The sequence below is a fragment of the Nocardia wallacei genome (assembly GCF_014466955.1).
Classification (GTDB): Bacteria; Actinomycetota; Actinomycetes; order Mycobacteriales; family Mycobacteriaceae; genus Nocardia; species Nocardia wallacei.
Window position 1 is genome coordinate 5,956,261 of record NZ_AP023396.1, and the last position, 15,622, is coordinate 5,971,882.

Consider the following 15,622-nt stretch of genomic DNA (forward strand, 5'->3'; position numbering starts at 1 on the left):
CCTCTCCATCTCGCTTACTAACTGTGTCCCATAGTTACACCAACACCCGAGATGGTCAATAGCGACATGACACCGGGACGGATTCGAGTGCACATCTGTACACCGAAGATCCCCCAGTATCGCAACGCAGCGCAGGCCAGGGCCGCATAAGCGAACCCCTACCGTGCGGTACCGTGTCTCGGATCACGTTCACCGAGTACCGCGCATGAGGCGGTTTTACACGATGGCGATCATGGAAAGTCAGCGATACAGATGTACCAGGCAGGAATCGGCGGTCACCGCGCCGACGGTGGCCTCGTCACCGGCGACGGCGGTCGCGGCGAACAGCGCGCCCGTGGCGACCAATGACACGGTGATCGCCGCTCGGCTCAGCCGCCGCCCGAGCAGGCGGCCGGCACCGGCCCGCTCGGCACCGGCATGGCCCGTGCTCCACCAGCTCCGGCGGACCCGGACCGGACCGAATTCCTCCTCCGCGGCACGCCGGGCGAGGATCGCCGCGCCCTCGGCGACCGTGCGCTCCGGGTCCGGCGCCACGATCACCGGTCGGGCCAGCGCGGACGCGAGCACTTCGGCCACCTCGGGCGGACGGGCTGCGCCGCCGACGACCAGGACGCGGTCGACGTCGGCCATGGTCACGTCGGCGATGCGCAGGCACTGATAAACGACTTCGAGGGATTTGCGCACATGAGCCGTGCGGCGCTCGGTGATCACCGTGTCGGTGTCGGCGTCCGGGTTCTCCTTGGACCGCCACTCGGAGCGCGCCATCTGGGCGCCGAACGCGCGGCCGCCGAATTCGGTGGAGCGCAACGACTCTCCGACCACCGGATTACCGGGGCTGCCCGCCCCGACCCGGACCAGCGTGACCCGCAGGCCGGAACCGCCCAGGTCGTAGACCAGCGCCAGGCCCGGCATCAGGGGCCCGCACGTCTCCTCCAGCCAGGCCGCGGCCGCGACCGGTTCGGCGGCCAGCACGGCCTGCCGCAGGCCCACGGAGTCGAGCGCCTCGCGCAATTCGTCCACCCGCTGCGGTGGATAGCCGACGGGGTGGGTGACGGTGATGCCGTGTTCGGGCGCCGGTTCGGTGCCGAGCACATCGACCAGCACGGTCGAGGCGACCGTCGCGACCAGATCGGCCGGTGACAGCGCGCGGTGGCCGACCCGCGCGGCCGGGGCCGTGCGCTGGGTCAGGTCGGCGAAATCGGTGATGACACGGCCGTGTTTGGGAATGCGGCCGACCCGCGCGGTGCCGGTGCTGTCGAAGGTGAGCGTGGTGCGCCACGTCGCGGGCTGCCCGCCCGACCGGCGGCCGCCGGCCCTGCCGCCGATCCCGCCCTCGACGGCACACACGGTGTTGACCGTGCCGATACTGACTCCGAGCCCAACCCGCATCAACGTCCCACCTCGATCGACTACCGCAACCGAACCGTGATCCGAACGAGATACAGGCAACCATGGTGCTGAGAGATTGCCAACTACCGGACAAGTGGTTGTCCGCAAGAGCGCCGGTTGCGTGGCGCCCCGCCGGGCTATCCGACATAACCACGTCAAGCTGGGTAGAAGTTGATCTTCGAGGCGTCTCGAATCGCCGCTGCCAGCGGACGCACCGAGTCGAGGATGGTTTGCCGAAAAGGAACTCGCCATGTCGAAGCCGCTGCGACGCAACGCTTCCTTCCCGGCCGGTCATTCGGCAAGGATGTCGGCGACCATGGCCGCGGCCTGCTCCTCCCATTGCGCGTAGGCCGTCGGGAACGCCGAGACCTGGGCGGCCTGCGCCGACTGCCACAGCGGCAGCTCCCGGTAGTCCGGGACGCGGGCCGTGAGCGCGTCGAGGAAGGCTCCGGCGGCGTACGCGGGATCGGTCACCTGCTCCGGCGCACCCCAGCCGGTCGACGGGCGTTGCTGGAACAGGCCCAGCGAGTCGTAGTCGACGGCCACGGTGAGGTTCTCCAGCAGCGACTCCTGCAGGGCGGTGGCCAGCGCGATCACCGCCGCGTAGACGGGAAGCGCGCGCTCCCGGGCCGCCGCCACGACAATCCGCGCGTTGTCCCATTGATGCGGACTCGGCTCGAAACGCTGCTGGTATCCGATGGTTTCGTGCGGGAGCAGTTCATCCGGCGCGGGGTCGGTATAGGCGTCGCGCGGGGGCAACACGATCGGGTCGGCGTAGTTCCGGGTGAGTTCTGGCGCGATCGGGAGCGACCGCTCGTGCGCCGCGGCATTGTTTCCGGCGCAGAGCGCGAGCACCCCGCAGACGGCCACCACCGCCAGCGATATTCGTGGAAATGGCATGGAAGCAGGCTTTTCTGTGCAGCCGACGCTCCCCCACCCGATTCCTTGCTCGCAATGTCGTCACACGGCAGCGACGGCGGTGACAGGGACTACCCGGCGCAATTTCCACCGGGCGAGAATATGCGATCGCGCAGCCGCGCGACCCGACGAGCGCACGTTCCGTAAGACAGCGGAATTACTCGTTTCGCATGAGTGGTATTCGATCACATTCAAGCGAAAGCAGACGCTATTTCTCGACGGTGTGTCGCAGCGCGCGGCACACCGGCGGCCCGTGATTTCCGCATGATCGAAACGTGATCGGGCGAGCGCTGTAATGGAGGTGCGTCAACTCGCCGACAGGTCTGGAATTCTCGTTGCCCGGGCGTAGACGGTTTCGCCGTCGGCCAGCCGCAGCGCCTCCGCGTCACCGCGGGTGACCTGCGCGGTGAACAGATCGCCGGTGGCCGCGTTGCGCAATTCCAGCCGTACTTCGAAGCCCAGCCGGACCACCCGCTCCACGGTCGCGCGGGTGACACCGGCCGATTCAGCGGTGCCCTCGTGCTCGGCCAGGGCCATGCCGGGATCGCGTCCGATCCGAATATCGTGCGGCCGCACCAGATGCCCGTTCAATTTCGCCACCGCGCCCAGGAACGACATGACGAAATCATTGGCCGGGCGGTCGTAGACGTCCTCGGGGCTGCCCACCTGTTCTATGCGACCGGCATTCATCACCGCGATCCGGTCGGCCACATCCAGGGCCTCCTCCTGGTCGTGGGTGACCAGCACGGTGGTGACGTGCACTTCCTCGTGCAGGCGCCGCAGCCATTTGCGCAGGTCGTGGCGGACCTTGGCGTCCAGCGCGCCGAACGGCTCGTCCAGCAGCAGCACCTGCGGGTCCACGGCCAGCGCCCGCGCCAGGGCCATGCGCTGGCGCTGCCCGCCGGACAATTGCGCCGGATAGCGGTGCTGGAAACCGTCGAGGCCGACGATGCCGAGCAATTCGTCGACCCGCTTGCGGATCTCGCTCTTGGGCCGCTTGCGAATCTTGAGCCCGAAAGCCACATTGTCGCGCACGGTCATGTGCTTGAACGCCGCGTAATGCTGGAAGACGAATCCGATATCCCGCTTCTGCGGCCGGACCCGGGTCACGTCGCGACCGGCGATGGTCACCACACCGGAATCCAGCGACTCCAATCCGGCGATGGACCGCAGCAGCGTCGACTTACCCGAACCCGACGGCCCGAGCAGCGCGGTCAGCTCGCCCGAGGGAATCTCGATGCTCACATCGTCGAGGGCCGCGAAGGTGCCGTAGGACTTGTTCGCGTTGGTGACAGTAATCATTTTCCTGCCTCCGGCATCGTGATCATTTCGCTGTGCCCCGCTTACGTTCCAGAACGGTCATGAGAAGAAGAGTGACGAGTGCCATGCCCATCAGCAGGGTTGCCGCACAGTAGGCACCGAAGATATTGCGGTCGTTCATGTATCGCGCGTTGACCAGCAGGGTCAGGGTCTGCCCGCCGCCGGGCAGGCCGGTGGCGACCATGATCACCGCGCCGAATTCACCCAGCGCACGCGCGACCGTGAGCACGATGCCGTAGGTCAGGCCCCAGCGAATCGCCGGGAGGGTGATCCGCCAGAACGTCTGCCAGCGCGAGGCGCCCAGCGTGGTCGCGGCCTGCTCCTGATCGTCGCCGATCTCGTGCAGCACCGGCTCCACCTCGCGCACCACATAGGGCAGCGTGACGAAGACCGTGGCGATGACCATGCCGGGCAGTCCGAAGATGACCCGGAAGCCGAGGCTCTCCACGCCGCCGAACCAGCCGCTCGCGCCCCACAGCATGATCAGCGAGACGCCGACGACCACCGGCGACACCGCGAAGGGCAGATCCACCACGCCCTGGACCAGAGTGCGGCCGGGGAAGTTACCGCGCACCAGCGCGATCGCGGTCACGATCCCGAAGATGACGTTCAGCGGCACCACGATCAGCACGATGACCATCGAGATGTTGAACGCCGAGATGGCCGCCGGGGTGGAGATCCAGTCGACGAACTGGCCGATGCCGTTCTCGAAGCTGCGCCAGAGGATGATGACCAGCGGCAGCACGAGCAGGGCCAGCAGATACAGCAGCGCCACCGTACGCAGCGACAACCGGGTGAGGACAGACAGTTTCATCGCGTCGCCTGCTCCTTGCGCGCGCTGCGGTCGGAGAACAGCCGCAGCACCAACAGTGTCACGAACGAGATCACCAGAAGCGCCACCGACACCGCCGCCGCGTTCACCGGGCGATCGACCTCGATCTGCTGCTGGATGTACTGCGAGGCCACCTGGGTCTTGCCGGGGATGTTGCCGCCGATCAGCACCACCGACCCGAACTCGCCGATCGCGCGGGCGAAGGCGAGCCCGCCGCCGGAGATGATCGCGGGCACCAGCGTCGGCAGCACGATGCGGCGGAAAGTGGTCCAGTTGTCCGCGCCCAGCGAGATCGCCGCCTGCTCCACTTCGGCGTCGGCCTCGATCAGCACCGGCTGCACCGAACGCACCACGAACGGCAGCGTCACGAACGCCAGCGCCACCACCAGGCCGGGTTGGGTCGCGTTGAGATGCACGTCGATCGGGCTCTGCGGACCGTACAGCGAGAGCATGACGATGCTGGCCACGATGGTCGGCAGCGCGAAGGGCAGATCGATCAGCGCGTTCACCACGGACTTACCCGGGAAGTCGTCGCGCACCAGCACCCACGCCACCAGCGTGCCCATCACGACGTTGAGCAGCGCCACCACCACCGACACCAGGACGGTCACCCGCAACGCGTCCAGGGCGGCCGGAGCGGTCACCGCGTCCCAGAACCCGGACCAGCCGTTGTCGAAGGAGTGAAAGGCCAGCGCGGCCAGCGGCAGCAGCACGATCACGCTCAGCCAGAGCACGGCTGTCGCGATGCCCAGCGGTCCGACCGACCCGGTCACCCGCAGCCACGAGCGCAGGCCGCCCTTGTTTCTCGGCGGCGCGGGAGACCCGGCGCCGACACTGATGTCGCTCACTATTTGGTCGCCTTGTCATAGATGGCCGCGATACTGCCGGAGCCGGGCGCGAACAGCTCCTTGTCGACCTGTTTCCAACCGCCCAGATCCGCGATGGTCCACAATTGCTGCGGCTGCGGGAAGTCCTTGTTGAATTCCTCCGCCACCTCCGGGTCGACCGGACGGAACCCGGCCTGCGCCCAGGCCCGCTGTCCCGCCGGGGTGTACTGGAAGTCCTTGAACGCCACGGCCTTGTCCAGGTTGCGGCTGGTCTTCAGCACCGCGATGGGGTTCTCGATCTTGAAGGTGACCGCGGGCACCGTGTACTCGATCGAGTCGCCCTGGCGCTGCGAGAAGATGGCCTCGTTCTCGTAGCTGAGCAGCACGTCGCCGGTGCCCTGCAGGAAGGTCTCGGTGGCCTCGCGGCCGGATTTCGGCTGCACCTTCACATGCTCGGGGGTGACCAGTTTGCTCAGGTAGTCGAGCCCGCCCTGCGGGTTCTTGCCGCCGTCGCTCTTCGCGGCGTAGGGGGCGAGCAGGTTCCATTTGGCCGATCCGGAGCTGAACGGGTTCGGCGTGACCACCTCGACGCCCGGCTTCAACAGGTCGTCCCAGGTCTTGATGTTCTTCGGATTGCCCTCGCGCGTCACGATCGCCACCACCGAGCCGAACGGGATGCCCTTGTGGGCGTCGGCGTTCCAGTTCTGGTCGACCAGGCCCGCGTCGACCAGCCGGGTGATGTCGGGCTCTACGGAGAAGTTCACGACATCGGCCTGCGCGCCGTCCTTGACCTTGCGGGACTGGTCGCCGGAGGCGCCGTAGGACTGCTGCACCTGCACCCCCGACCCGGCCGAGGTCTTGTTGAATGCCGGGACGACCTTGTCGAATCCCGGCTTCGGCGTCGCGTAGGCGTACAGGGTGAGCGTGCCGCCCTTGCCGCCGCTCGCGCTGGTGCCGGGAATGTCGCTGGCGCCGCCGCTACAGGCGCTGAGCACGGCCATCAGCACGACCAACGCGACGACCGGCGTGACCCTGATCCGGACCCACGGGCTGCGAGACATCGGATGTGAACCCTTCCTGTGCCCGCCGGTACCGGTCACGACCCCGACGGTGAAACTCCGACTTTGCCGCTACTCTTTGCCGCACAAGGGATTTCGGCAATGGCGCGGCCGACCCGAGGGGCCGCCACGACGGAAACGCTCCGAAAGGTGCGTCGGCAAGTCTAGGGGAGCCGATCCGCGCGAGCGTCACCGCGCTCAGCGACAGTGAATGTCCGCGACCACGAGGCAGCCGACTGCGATCAACGCCAACTCGTGGCGGACCTGCGGCAAAACACTCGATGACACGGGCAAACTGTAGCAGAGCAGAATGACTACCCGCTAATCAACCGAAAACGAACCGGGGGAACCAAATGACCAGTCCGGACCGTATCCGACGCAGCTTTCCGGGCATCAGTACACGCGCCTGGGAGCACCCCGCCGACCGGACGGCCCTGGTGGCACTGCGCTCGTTCGCGGGCTTCGACACGGTGCTGCGCACGCTGTCGGGACTGCTGCGCGAACGCCAGCACCGGCTGCTGTATCTGGCCACCGCCGTGCGGGTCGACGAACGCCAGTTCCGCACCCTGCATCAGCTGCGCGCGGACGCCGTCCGGATCCTCGACGCCCCGGCGGCACCGGAGATGTACGTGCTGCAGGACCCGTCGGCCAACGCGCTCACCATCGGCATGGACCAGCCGTTCATCGTGCTCACCACGGGCCTGATCGAACTGCTGGACACCGAGGACCTGCGCTTCGTGATCGGCCACGAACTCGGCCACGCGCTGTCCGGGCACGCGGTCTACCGCACCATGCTGATGCATCTGCTGCGCCTGGCATCGAATGTCGGCTGGATGCCGGTGGGTGGCTGGGCGCTGCGGGCCATCGTGGCCGCGCTGATGGAGTGGAGCCGGAAATCCGAACTGTCCGGCGATCGGGCGGGACTGCTGTGCGGCCAGGACGTCGATGCCTCGGTCCGGGTGCACATGAAGCTCGCCGGCGGGGCCATGGTGCACGAGATGAACCACGCGGCGTTCCTGCAGCAGGCCGACGACTACGACCGCACCGGCGACCTGCGCGACGGCGTGCTGAAACTGCTGAATCTGGAACTGCGGACGCACCCGTTCTCGGTGCTGCGGGCCGCGGAACTGCGGCGTTGGATCGCGGCGGGCGACTACGACCGGATTCTCGACGGCCGCTATCCGCGGCGCGAACACGACCGCAACACCCGGATCAGCGACGAGATCCGCGAGGCCGCGCGCGCCTATCGGGAGAACTTCGACGCCTCCGAAGACCCCCTGATCCGCACGGTGCGCGACCTCGGACGCGATGTCGGCGCCGCGGTGAGCACCGTGGGTCAGGAAGTGGGTGATCGAGTGTCGAAAATCGGAAAACGGTTGGGGCTGTGAGGAACTCGGCGTCAGCCGATCACTCGTCCTCGACCTCCGGCGGGCTCTCGAGCAGGTCGAGGATCCACTCCTCGGTAGCGGATTCCTCGCCGTCCTCGTTGGTCTCCTCCACCCGCAGCTGGTTGTGCAGCCGCACGCCCAAGCCGAGCACCTGAGCGGCCCGCACCATCTCCACGGCCTCCTCCGGAGACGCGTAGTGGGTGGCGAGCACGCGCGGTCCCTCGTCGAGCTCGTCGGAGTCCAGCAACTGCGTAATCTCCGCGAATTCCTCATCGGTTGGCATGCCGTGCACAGTACCTCAGCGGGTCAGCAGCCAGGCGACGATCACCAGCACCAGCAGCGCGACCAGCGCCAACTGCACGCGGGAGCGCGGCATCACGCCGCCTCCTCGTGCATCGGCGGCGCGGGCCGCCCACTGTCGGCGCCCGTGGACCGGTCGCGCCCCAGCAACCGCAGCACCACGCGCAGGGCGCGGTCGAGCAGGAAGGCGATGGCGAAGCTGGCCGGGATGGCGCCGATCATGACCACCAGGAATTGCGGGAGGAACGGCAGCCCGGCCACCCACAACTCGAAACCGTCCCACCAGCCTGCTATGCGATGCACGACCTCAGCCTAATGCTTGTCTCGGTGGCGCTGTCTCCGGCGGGCTCGGTGCGGCCGGTCGCGACCGTCGCGCTGTGGACTTGGTGTATGGGAGCGCCGATGATGTTCGTATGTCGTCCTACGATGAGCCGATCAGCGACGTGCCGGGTGTCGCGCAGCCCCTGGAACCGGCGGTCCCGCGCGACGCGCTGGAGGATGTGCCGGACGCGTCGCTGGCCGGGGGGTTCATTCCGGCGGCATCCGGGTCGTCGCATCGGTCGGCGTATCCGCCCATCGACGACTACGCCTTCCTGTCCGACTGCGAGACCAGTTGCCTGATCGCGCGCAACGGCGCGGTGGAGTGGATGTGCCTGCCGCGACCGGATTCCCCGAGCGTGTTCGGGGCGATGCTGGACCGGAGCGCGGGACATTTCCGGGTGGGGCCGTACGGAGTGAATGTGCCTGCGGCGCGGCGCTATCTGCCGGGCGGCATGATCGTGGAAACGACCTGGCAGACCGAGACGGGCTGGCTCATCGTCCGCGACGCGCTGGTGCTCGGGCCGTGGCACAACAACGACAAGCGCAGTCGCACCTACCGCCGCACGCCGCGCGACTGGGACGCCGAGCACATTCTGCTGCGCACGGTGAAATGCGTGAACGGCGTGGTGGAGCTGGAGCTGACCTGCGAACCGTCCTTCGATTACCACCGCGGCGTGGCCTCGTGGGCCTACACGGGGCAGGTCTACGAGCAGGCGACCGCCACCTGCTCGGACGTCGCGGGCGCGCCCGAGCTCACCCTCACCACCGATATGCGGCTGGGTCTGGAGGGCCGGTCGGCCCAGGCCCGCACCCGCATGCAGGAGGGCGACGAGGTGTTCGTGGCGCTGTCCTGGTCGCCGCTGCCGCCGCCGCGCACCTTCGCCGAGGCCGCGCAGAAGATGTGGGCCACCACGGAATACTGGCGGCAGTGGATCACGCTCGGGAAGTTCCCGGACCACGAGTGGCGCGGCTACCTCCAGCGCAGCGCGCTCACCTTGAAGGGCCTCACCTACGCCCCGACCGGGGCACTGCTCGCGGCCGCCACCACCTCGCTGCCGGAAACCCCTGGGGGCGAACGCAACTGGGACTACCGCTACAGCTGGGTGCGCGACTCCACCTTCGCCCTGTGGGGCCTCTACACACTGGGCCTCAACCGCGAGGCCGACGACTTCTTCGCCTTCCTCTACGACGTAGCCAACAGCGACAACGGCGACACGCTGCCGCTGCAGGTGCTCTACGGCATCGGCGGCGAACGCGAGATCACCGAGTACGAACTCGGGCATCTGCACGGCTACGACGGCGCCCGCCCGGTCCGCATCGGCAACGACGCCTACCAGCAGGACCAGCACGATATCTGGGGCACCATCCTGGATTCGGTGTACCTGCACGTGAAGTCGCGCCAGCAGGTGCCGGAATCGCTGTGGCCGATCCTGGAACGACAGGTGCAGGCCGCGATCGAGCACTGGCGCGAACCCGACCGCAGCCTGTGGGAGGTGCGCGGCGAACCGCGACACTTCACCTCCTCGAAGGTCATGTGCTGGGTGGCGCTGGACCGCGGCGCGAAGCTGGCCGAGATGCACGGCGAATACGACTACGCCGAGAAGTGGCACGACATCGCGGCGGAGATCCACGCCGACATCCTCGACAACGGCGTCAACGCCGACGGCGTCTTCACCCAGACCTACGGCGGCGACACTCTCGACGCCTCACTGCTGCTGGTCCCGCTGCTGCGTTTCCTGCCGCCCGACGACGCGCGGGTACGCAAGACCGTGCTGGCCATCGCCGACGATCTCACCGAACAGGGCCTGGTGCTGCGGTATCGCACCGAATCCACCGACGACGGGCTGAGCGGCAAGGAGGGCACTTTCACCATTTGTTCGTTCTGGCTGGTGTCGGCGCTGGTGGAGATCGGTGAGGTGCAGCGCGCGCGGCATCTGCTGGAGCGACTGCTCGGCTACTCGAGCCCGCTCAAGCTCTACGCCGAGGAGATCGACCCGAGATCGGGGCGGCATCTGGGGAACTTCCCGCAGGCCTTCACCCATCTGGCGCTGATCAACGCCGTGATGCACGTGATCCGGGCGGAGGAGACGGTCGGCGCGGGCGAGTTCCACCCGGCGCACCGGACCGCTTGAGCCTCACCGGTCGGCCGGCGACTGGCCGCCCGTCGGCGTGCAGCGGATCGTCTCGAACTGGGCCTGCCCACGCCACTCCGGGCGCGCCCGCAATCGCGCCTGGGAGACTCCGTTGCGAGCCTCCACGACGACGGGCTCCAGCTGCTGACCGTCGTAACCCTGGGCGGTGCAGCTGTAGGTCGGTACGGCGGCCGCCTCGGGGGCGACCATGACGGCCACCGCGGACCCCAGCAGCAGCGCGACCGGCAGTCCGGTGAGAAGTTTGGTGCGCACAACGACTCCATCCCGCGACAACACGTTCGGCCAGGTAACTTACCCCACCCGGCCGCGGGCTAGGCCGCGTCGGCGCGTTCGCGGATATCGCGCAGGCGAACCAGGGTCTTCTCGATCTCGGTGAGGCGGCGGTCGCGGCTCTCCGGGGAATGCACGGCGGCGGCTTCCTCGGCGGCGCGCAGGGATTCGTCGACCGTGCGCAGGGTCTGGTTGGCGATCTCGGTGAAGTGGTCGCGCAGGGTGCGCTGCACGTTGCGCAGCCGGAACCGCGATTCCTTGCTGACCTGGAAGATCACGTCGTCCATCAGGCGCGCCACGGCGACCTTGGCCTCGGCCTGGCGGCGGTCGCGGCGCATCTTGCGGTCCTCCCACACCGCGTTGACTCCGAGCGCCGCGGCGGCCGCGCCCGAATACCAGTTCACCAGCGGCAGATTCAGCAGTTGGGTGAGCACGCCGACCATCAGCAGGCCGCCGTAGGAACCGCGCATGGCGTTCAGAACCGATTGGGTGACACTGACCTTCGCGCTGCCCAGCGGTTCCAGTGAGGCCACCGGCTCGAGCACCTCGCCCGGATTCTCCAGCCGCATGTCCGGCAGCGGCACATCCCATTCGGTGTGCGGGAACTTCTCCGACACCTGCTCGGCCAGCTCGATCGAGCGGTAGTGCGCGATGACGAAGTTCTCCTCGACCGCCTCGCAGATGCGGGCGTCGAGGTCGGCGCCGAACTCCTGCCAGCGGCGGGCCGGGTCGCGCTTGCCGATCTCCGTCTCGGCCTCCCGGATCAGCGTGCGCAGCCGGTGCCGCAGGTCGTGTTCGATGTCGGCCATCAGTTCCGAACAACCGTCGGCCAGGGTGACCTGCCAGTTCGCCGAGCGCTGCCGCAGTTCGTCGGCGTCGGCGCGGGCGGCGCGCAGTTGCTCGGTGAGGGCGCTGCGGCGGCGCGGGTCGCGCAGCGTCTCGGCCTCGGTGCGCAATGCCATCGCCAGGTGGTCGGTGCTGGTCCGGATGTCGCGGACCGCGGCTTCGCGGGCCACCGCGTCGGCGCGGCCCAGTACGTACTCGCGCAGGTGATCCAGCAACTGCGGCACGCCGGACTCGAGGTCGCGGCGCTGATCGCCGGACGCACGCAGGTGCAGTTCGGCCGAGACGGGCGCGACGGCGAACCCGAGACCGGCCGCGTCCAGCAGTTCCCGATTGCGCTGCTGCACCCGCGCCCAGTACGGGTAGCGATCGATCTTGTTGAGCACGCAGATCACCGTCGGGCACACCTGCTGGATGCGCTGCAGCAACGCGATCTGGTCGGGCGTGTACTCGGCCCCGGCGTCGGCGACGTAGAGGACGGCGTCGGCGGCCGCGATCAGCGACCAGGTGGTAGGGGTGTCGGCGGGGGCGCCGGGCGCGTCCATCACCACGAAGCCCTCGGCCAGCAGCGGGCTGGGCTCGGTGAACTCCGCGCGGATGACGTCCGCGGCGGCGAGTGCCGGGCCGGGGTCCAGGGGGTCGACGGCCTGGCGTTCGGTGCGCCCGCCGCCGATCGCGCGGACCAGGGTGGCCGTCGGCCGCGGGCCGTACTCGGCGATCGCGGGCACGCTGATCGGGCTGTCGGTCGGGCTGACCGCCGTCCCGACCAGGCCGTTGACCAGCGTGCTCATCCCGTTCTTGGGTTCGCCGACCACGACCAGGCGCACCCGGGGATCGGCGACCCGCGCGCGGGCCATGCCGAGGCGGGCGGACAGATCGGCCCGCCCGGCCGCACGGGTCTGCTCGAGCAGGTCGTCGAGCAGCCCGAGCAGCGGCGCCATCGCGTCCGGATGCTTGGCGGCGGCGGATTCCACTGCGGCCGTTCCGGTCACAGCATGATGTGGTGGTCGGTGACCGGATGCAGCACCGGGTGATCGAGTTCCGCACCGGTCGGGCCCGGCAGCAGCGGGCCCGACAGCGCGTGGTGGTCGGCGGCGGACAGGCCCACCGGCCAGGCCGTGGCATCGGCCGAATCGGCTTGGTACGACACGGGTTTCACCGGGTGCACGCCACCCGGCGCCGGGTCGATGGTCGTCGGCGGCTTCACCGTCTGCGGCTGGGTCATCGGCTGCGTGTGGGTCGCGGCGCCGCCGCTGTCGCCGGGATCCGGCTGCACCGGCTTGCTGATGCTGGGAACCGTCGGGGCATGACTGGGCATGGTAGTGGGGTCGGAGCCGGTCGGTTCGTGGGAGGGCAGGGCGGGTTCGCGGCTCGGGCCCTCGTGTGCGGGGAGGGTCGCGGTCGGCTCGACGCTGTCGGACGGGGTGGGGCGGTGTACGCCGCCGGGCTGGTCGGAGTCGGTGTCGCGCGGCGGCGTGACCGTGGGGGTGACGCTGGTGGGGTCGGTGTCCCTGGTCCCGCTCGGGGACGTTCCCGGCCTGGTGGTGCTGTCCGGCGTGGAGGGGTCGGGTTTGGTGGTGGTCGGCTCGGTGGTCGGCGCGACCGTGGTCGACCGGCCCGGGCCGAAGATCGGCAGGCTCGGCGCGCTCGGGTCGGTGCTGTGCGGCGACGTGCCGCCGGGGGTGGTGGGCCCGACATGCGGCAGGGTCGACGGCGTGGCGCTGCCGGTCAGCGCCTGGGTGGGCGTCGACGACGGCGAATCACCCTGCGGGCGAGCCGAACCCGGGTGCCCGGCATGATCCGAACCACGGTCGGACAGCGACGGCCCGGCCACGACGGGAACGGTCAGCGGCACCGAACCGGGGTGGGCGAACAGGACATTGCCGACCGGATGCGCGGCCACCTCCGGCTGCACGGTGTTCTGCAGCGGTGTCACGGCGACCGGCTGCGCGACGACCGGGGCGGGCGGCGGCACCGGCGCGGGCGGCGCCGCGATGGGCGCGGAAGCGGTCGAAATAGGTTGCGCGACAGCGATGTTCGATACCGGCGCGGCGGCGGCCATGGGCGCGGGAGCGGCGGCCGCCAAGGGTGCGGGAACCCCCACCGCGCTCACGGCAACCGGAACCGGCGCTCCACCCACCGCGGGTGCCCCACCCACCAACCCCCCGGCCTGACCACCCGAACCAACCCCCGGCACCCCCGAACCAGCGGCCTGAGAACCCCCCGAACCGCCGGGCTGCACCCCCACGCCCCCAACCCCCTGTCCCCCGACGTCATTCACACCCGCCGACTCAACCCCCTGCCCACCTTGCGAATCACCGGCCGACGCACCCCCAACCCCCGGCACGCCCACCCGGCCAACACCCTGCACGCCATGCGCCCCCACACCCTGCACACCTACCGAGCCAGCGCCCTGCGCACCAACGCTCTGCGCACCCACCGCGCCAGCACCCTGCACACCGTGTCCGCCAACGCTCTGCGCGCCCAACGGATCAGCACCCTGCACACCGTGTGCACCGACGCTCTGCGCGCCCGACGGATCAGCGCTCTGCGCACCGACGGGCTGCGTGCGCAAGGGGACGGCATCCTGCATGCCGTGGGGATCGGCGGGCTGCGGGTCCATCGGGCCTACGGTGTGCGCGCCAATGGTGTTCGCGCTCAATGTGTCAGCGCCGTGTATGCCGGTGATGGGCGCTCCGCCTGTTGCACCGTGTGGTTCGGTGGGTGCGGAATCTGTTGCGGTGCCCGCGAGGTTCGGGGCGGAGGACGTGCCCGGGGCTTGTGCGCCGAGGGCGGCGAGGTCGCCGTCGTCGGCGGAGGCGCTCGAGGTGTTGCCGAGCCAGTCGCCGTAGTGGTCGAGTTGGTGGCCGACGTCGCCGACGACGATGTCGAGTTGGGCGCTGCCGGTCACCCAGATGCCGTCGAGGCCGATGTGGGCGTCGAGCGTCGCCTGCGTGTCGAAGAACACGCCGAACATGTCGCCGTCGCCGATGCCGTCGAACGCGTAGCCGGGGGCGGTGCCGTCGGGCAGGCCGAAGCCGTTGGCGCCCAGCCCGTTCATGCCCGGCAGATTCAGGCTGCCGGTGCCGGGCAGACCGAGGCCGTGCCCGAACGAGCCCGCCGGATGCGGGTGCGCGTCGAACGGCCCGAACCAATGCCCGTCCTCGTCGTCGGGCAGCACATGGCCGGACGAGGCGACGTCCCCGACCGTGGAGCTGGTCGGATGCGTCAGATAACCGGGCAGGTCGAAGCCGTCGTCGCTGAAGCCGGGCAGGCCCGGCAGTCCGAAACCGGGATCGCTGAGCGAACCGAACGGCACCGACCCGGAATCGCCGTAGTCGGGCATCGTCGACTGCCCCGAACCGGGCGCCTGTCCCCCGGATCCACCCGACGTGACCGACGGCGAATACCCGTCACCCGTCGGGACCGAGTACCAGTACCCGCCACCGTTGAAAGAGCCGTCCGGCGTGGACAACCCGAAGCCACCATCCGGCGGCGGAGCCCACTGGTGCGGAGCGGGCGCGGCCGGAGCCGCCGGAGCGGTCCCGCCCAGCGCCGGGGGCGGCACGGAATCCGGATCCGGATCGGGATAGGTCACCACCGGACTCGGCGCGTCCGGCTGCGGATCGTTGGGAACCAGACCCGTGATGCGGCTGGTGTGCGACTCGTTGGTGGGCGCCGGGGAACCGTTGGAAGCGATCAGCGCGCCGCCGGTGACATACGCGCCCGCCCGCGCCACCCGCGCGACGCCGGTGGCGACACGATATGCGGCGTCTCCCGCGTGATCGCCCGCGCCCGGATCGTCGTCCTCGATGGGCAGGTCACGCGTCATACAAACTCCGCTCTCAGGTGTTCGGTGTCCGAACCGAACGGTGGTGTTGCCAATTGAGATCGCTTTACACCTTATTTCCGGACAACCGGCCTGTCACATCCTTCGGCCCTGGTCGGCCCGGCCGTCATTGAACCGCCGGACGGGAACGCCCGCATACGCCGGTGCGCTCCA

The 15,622-nt window shown here is 69.2% G+C and carries 14 protein-coding genes; 2 read left to right on the plus strand and 12 right to left on the minus strand.

From position 1 onward, the window contains the following. Positions 1–240 precede the first annotated feature (240 nt). From NWFMUON74_RS26370 to NWFMUON74_RS36790, 7 genes are all read right to left on the minus strand, one after another. Positions 241–1,389, minus strand: coding sequence for an Hsp70 family protein (locus NWFMUON74_RS26370; RefSeq protein ID WP_187684465.1), 1,149 nt, complete (start codon positions 1,387–1,389; stop codon positions 241–243). A 291-nt stretch (positions 1,390–1,680) separates the two neighbouring features. After that, positions 1,681–2,289, minus strand: coding sequence for a hypothetical protein (locus NWFMUON74_RS26375; RefSeq protein WP_187684466.1), 609 nt, complete (start codon positions 2,287–2,289; stop codon positions 1,681–1,683). Positions 2,290–2,613: 324 nt separating this feature from the next. Next, the gene (locus NWFMUON74_RS26380; RefSeq protein ID WP_187684467.1) at positions 2,614–3,609 is read right to left on the minus strand and encodes a sulfate/molybdate ABC transporter ATP-binding protein; all 996 of its coding nucleotides are present in this window, start codon (positions 3,607–3,609) and stop codon (positions 2,614–2,616) included. Positions 3,610–3,631: 22 nt separating this feature from the next. Continuing rightward, a complete protein-coding gene (gene cysW, locus NWFMUON74_RS26385) occupies positions 3,632–4,441 on the minus strand; it encodes a sulfate ABC transporter permease subunit CysW (RefSeq protein WP_187684468.1) in 810 nt (269 codons plus the stop codon). Continuing rightward, entirely contained in the window at positions 4,438–5,298 is an 861-nt protein-coding gene (gene cysT / locus NWFMUON74_RS26390; protein ID WP_187689431.1) for a sulfate ABC transporter permease subunit CysT, read from the minus strand. Before cysT ends, cysW begins: the two co-directional genes overlap by 4 nt. A gap of 8 nt (positions 5,299–5,306) precedes the next feature. After that, positions 5,307–6,347, minus strand: a complete 1,041-nt coding sequence (locus tag NWFMUON74_RS26395) for a sulfate ABC transporter substrate-binding protein (RefSeq protein WP_187684469.1) — start codon at positions 6,345–6,347, stop codon at positions 5,307–5,309. Positions 6,348–6,542: 195 nt separating this feature from the next. Then, positions 6,543–6,632 carry an Ms4533A family Cys-rich leader peptide gene (locus NWFMUON74_RS36790; RefSeq protein WP_324194030.1) on the minus strand — a complete coding sequence of 30 codons (90 nt, stop codon included), beginning with the start codon at positions 6,630–6,632 and terminating at the stop codon, positions 6,543–6,545. Positions 6,633–6,697: 65 nt separating this feature from the next. Between NWFMUON74_RS36790 and NWFMUON74_RS26400 the strand changes: the two genes are divergently transcribed. Continuing rightward, positions 6,698–7,732 (plus strand): M48 family metallopeptidase, encoded by a 1,035-nt coding sequence (locus NWFMUON74_RS26400; RefSeq protein WP_187684470.1) that lies wholly within the window; start codon positions 6,698–6,700, stop codon positions 7,730–7,732. A gap of 19 nt (positions 7,733–7,751) precedes the next feature. Here the strand turns inward: NWFMUON74_RS26400 and NWFMUON74_RS26405 are convergent, their stop codons facing one another. Together NWFMUON74_RS26405 and NWFMUON74_RS26410 are read right to left on the minus strand one after the other, a co-directional pair. After that, positions 7,752–8,015, minus strand: coding sequence for a hypothetical protein (locus NWFMUON74_RS26405; RefSeq protein WP_187684471.1), 264 nt, complete (start codon positions 8,013–8,015; stop codon positions 7,752–7,754). Positions 8,016–8,107: 92 nt separating this feature from the next. Further along, positions 8,108–8,335 carry a hypothetical protein gene (locus tag NWFMUON74_RS26410; RefSeq protein WP_187684472.1) on the minus strand — a complete coding sequence of 76 codons (228 nt, stop codon included), beginning with the start codon at positions 8,333–8,335 and terminating at the stop codon, positions 8,108–8,110. A 110-nt stretch (positions 8,336–8,445) separates the two neighbouring features. Between NWFMUON74_RS26410 and NWFMUON74_RS26415 the strand changes: the two genes are divergently transcribed. After that, positions 8,446–10,485, plus strand: a complete 2,040-nt coding sequence (locus tag NWFMUON74_RS26415; protein WP_187684473.1) for a glycoside hydrolase family 15 protein — start codon at positions 8,446–8,448, stop codon at positions 10,483–10,485. 3 nt (positions 10,486–10,488) lie between these two features. Here the strand turns inward: NWFMUON74_RS26415 and NWFMUON74_RS26420 are convergent, their stop codons facing one another. The 3 genes from NWFMUON74_RS26420 to NWFMUON74_RS26430 are packed head-to-tail and all read right to left on the minus strand — an operon-like array spanning position 10,489 to position 15,451. Continuing rightward, positions 10,489–10,758, minus strand: coding sequence for a hypothetical protein (locus NWFMUON74_RS26420; RefSeq protein ID WP_187684474.1), 270 nt, complete (start codon positions 10,756–10,758; stop codon positions 10,489–10,491). Between the two features lie 59 nt (positions 10,759–10,817). Continuing rightward, positions 10,818–12,611, minus strand: coding sequence for a P-loop NTPase family protein (locus tag NWFMUON74_RS26425; RefSeq protein WP_187684475.1), 1,794 nt, complete (start codon positions 12,609–12,611; stop codon positions 10,818–10,820). Next, positions 12,608–15,451 carry a hypothetical protein gene (locus NWFMUON74_RS26430; protein WP_187684476.1) on the minus strand — a complete coding sequence of 948 codons (2,844 nt, stop codon included), beginning with the start codon at positions 15,449–15,451 and terminating at the stop codon, positions 12,608–12,610. Before NWFMUON74_RS26430 ends, NWFMUON74_RS26425 begins: the two co-directional genes overlap by 4 nt. Positions 15,452–15,622: the final 171 nt, after the last annotated feature.

Coding starts and splice junctions, on each gene's coding strand:
- NWFMUON74_RS26370 (WP_187684465.1), bottom strand. CDS start 1,389: ATGCGGGTTGGGCTCGGAGTCAGTATCGGCACGGTCAACACCGTGTGT.
- NWFMUON74_RS26375 (WP_187684466.1), bottom strand. CDS start 2,289: ATGCCATTTCCACGAATATCGCTGGCGGTGGTGGCCGTCTGCGGGGTG.
- NWFMUON74_RS26380 (WP_187684467.1), bottom strand. CDS start 3,609: ATGATTACTGTCACCAACGCGAACAAGTCCTACGGCACCTTCGCGGCC.
- cysW (WP_187684468.1), bottom strand. CDS start 4,441: ATGAAACTGTCTGTCCTCACCCGGTTGTCGCTGCGTACGGTGGCGCTG.
- NWFMUON74_RS26395 (WP_187684469.1), bottom strand. CDS start 6,347: ATGTCTCGCAGCCCGTGGGTCCGGATCAGGGTCACGCCGGTCGTCGCG.
- NWFMUON74_RS26400 (WP_187684470.1), top strand. CDS start 6,698: ATGACCAGTCCGGACCGTATCCGACGCAGCTTTCCGGGCATCAGTACA.
- NWFMUON74_RS26405 (WP_187684471.1), bottom strand. CDS start 8,015: ATGCCAACCGATGAGGAATTCGCGGAGATTACGCAGTTGCTGGACTCC.
- NWFMUON74_RS26415 (WP_187684473.1), top strand. CDS start 8,446: ATGTCGTCCTACGATGAGCCGATCAGCGACGTGCCGGGTGTCGCGCAG.
- NWFMUON74_RS26430 (WP_187684476.1), bottom strand. CDS start 15,451: ATGACGCGTGACCTGCCCATCGAGGACGACGATCCGGGCGCGGGCGAT.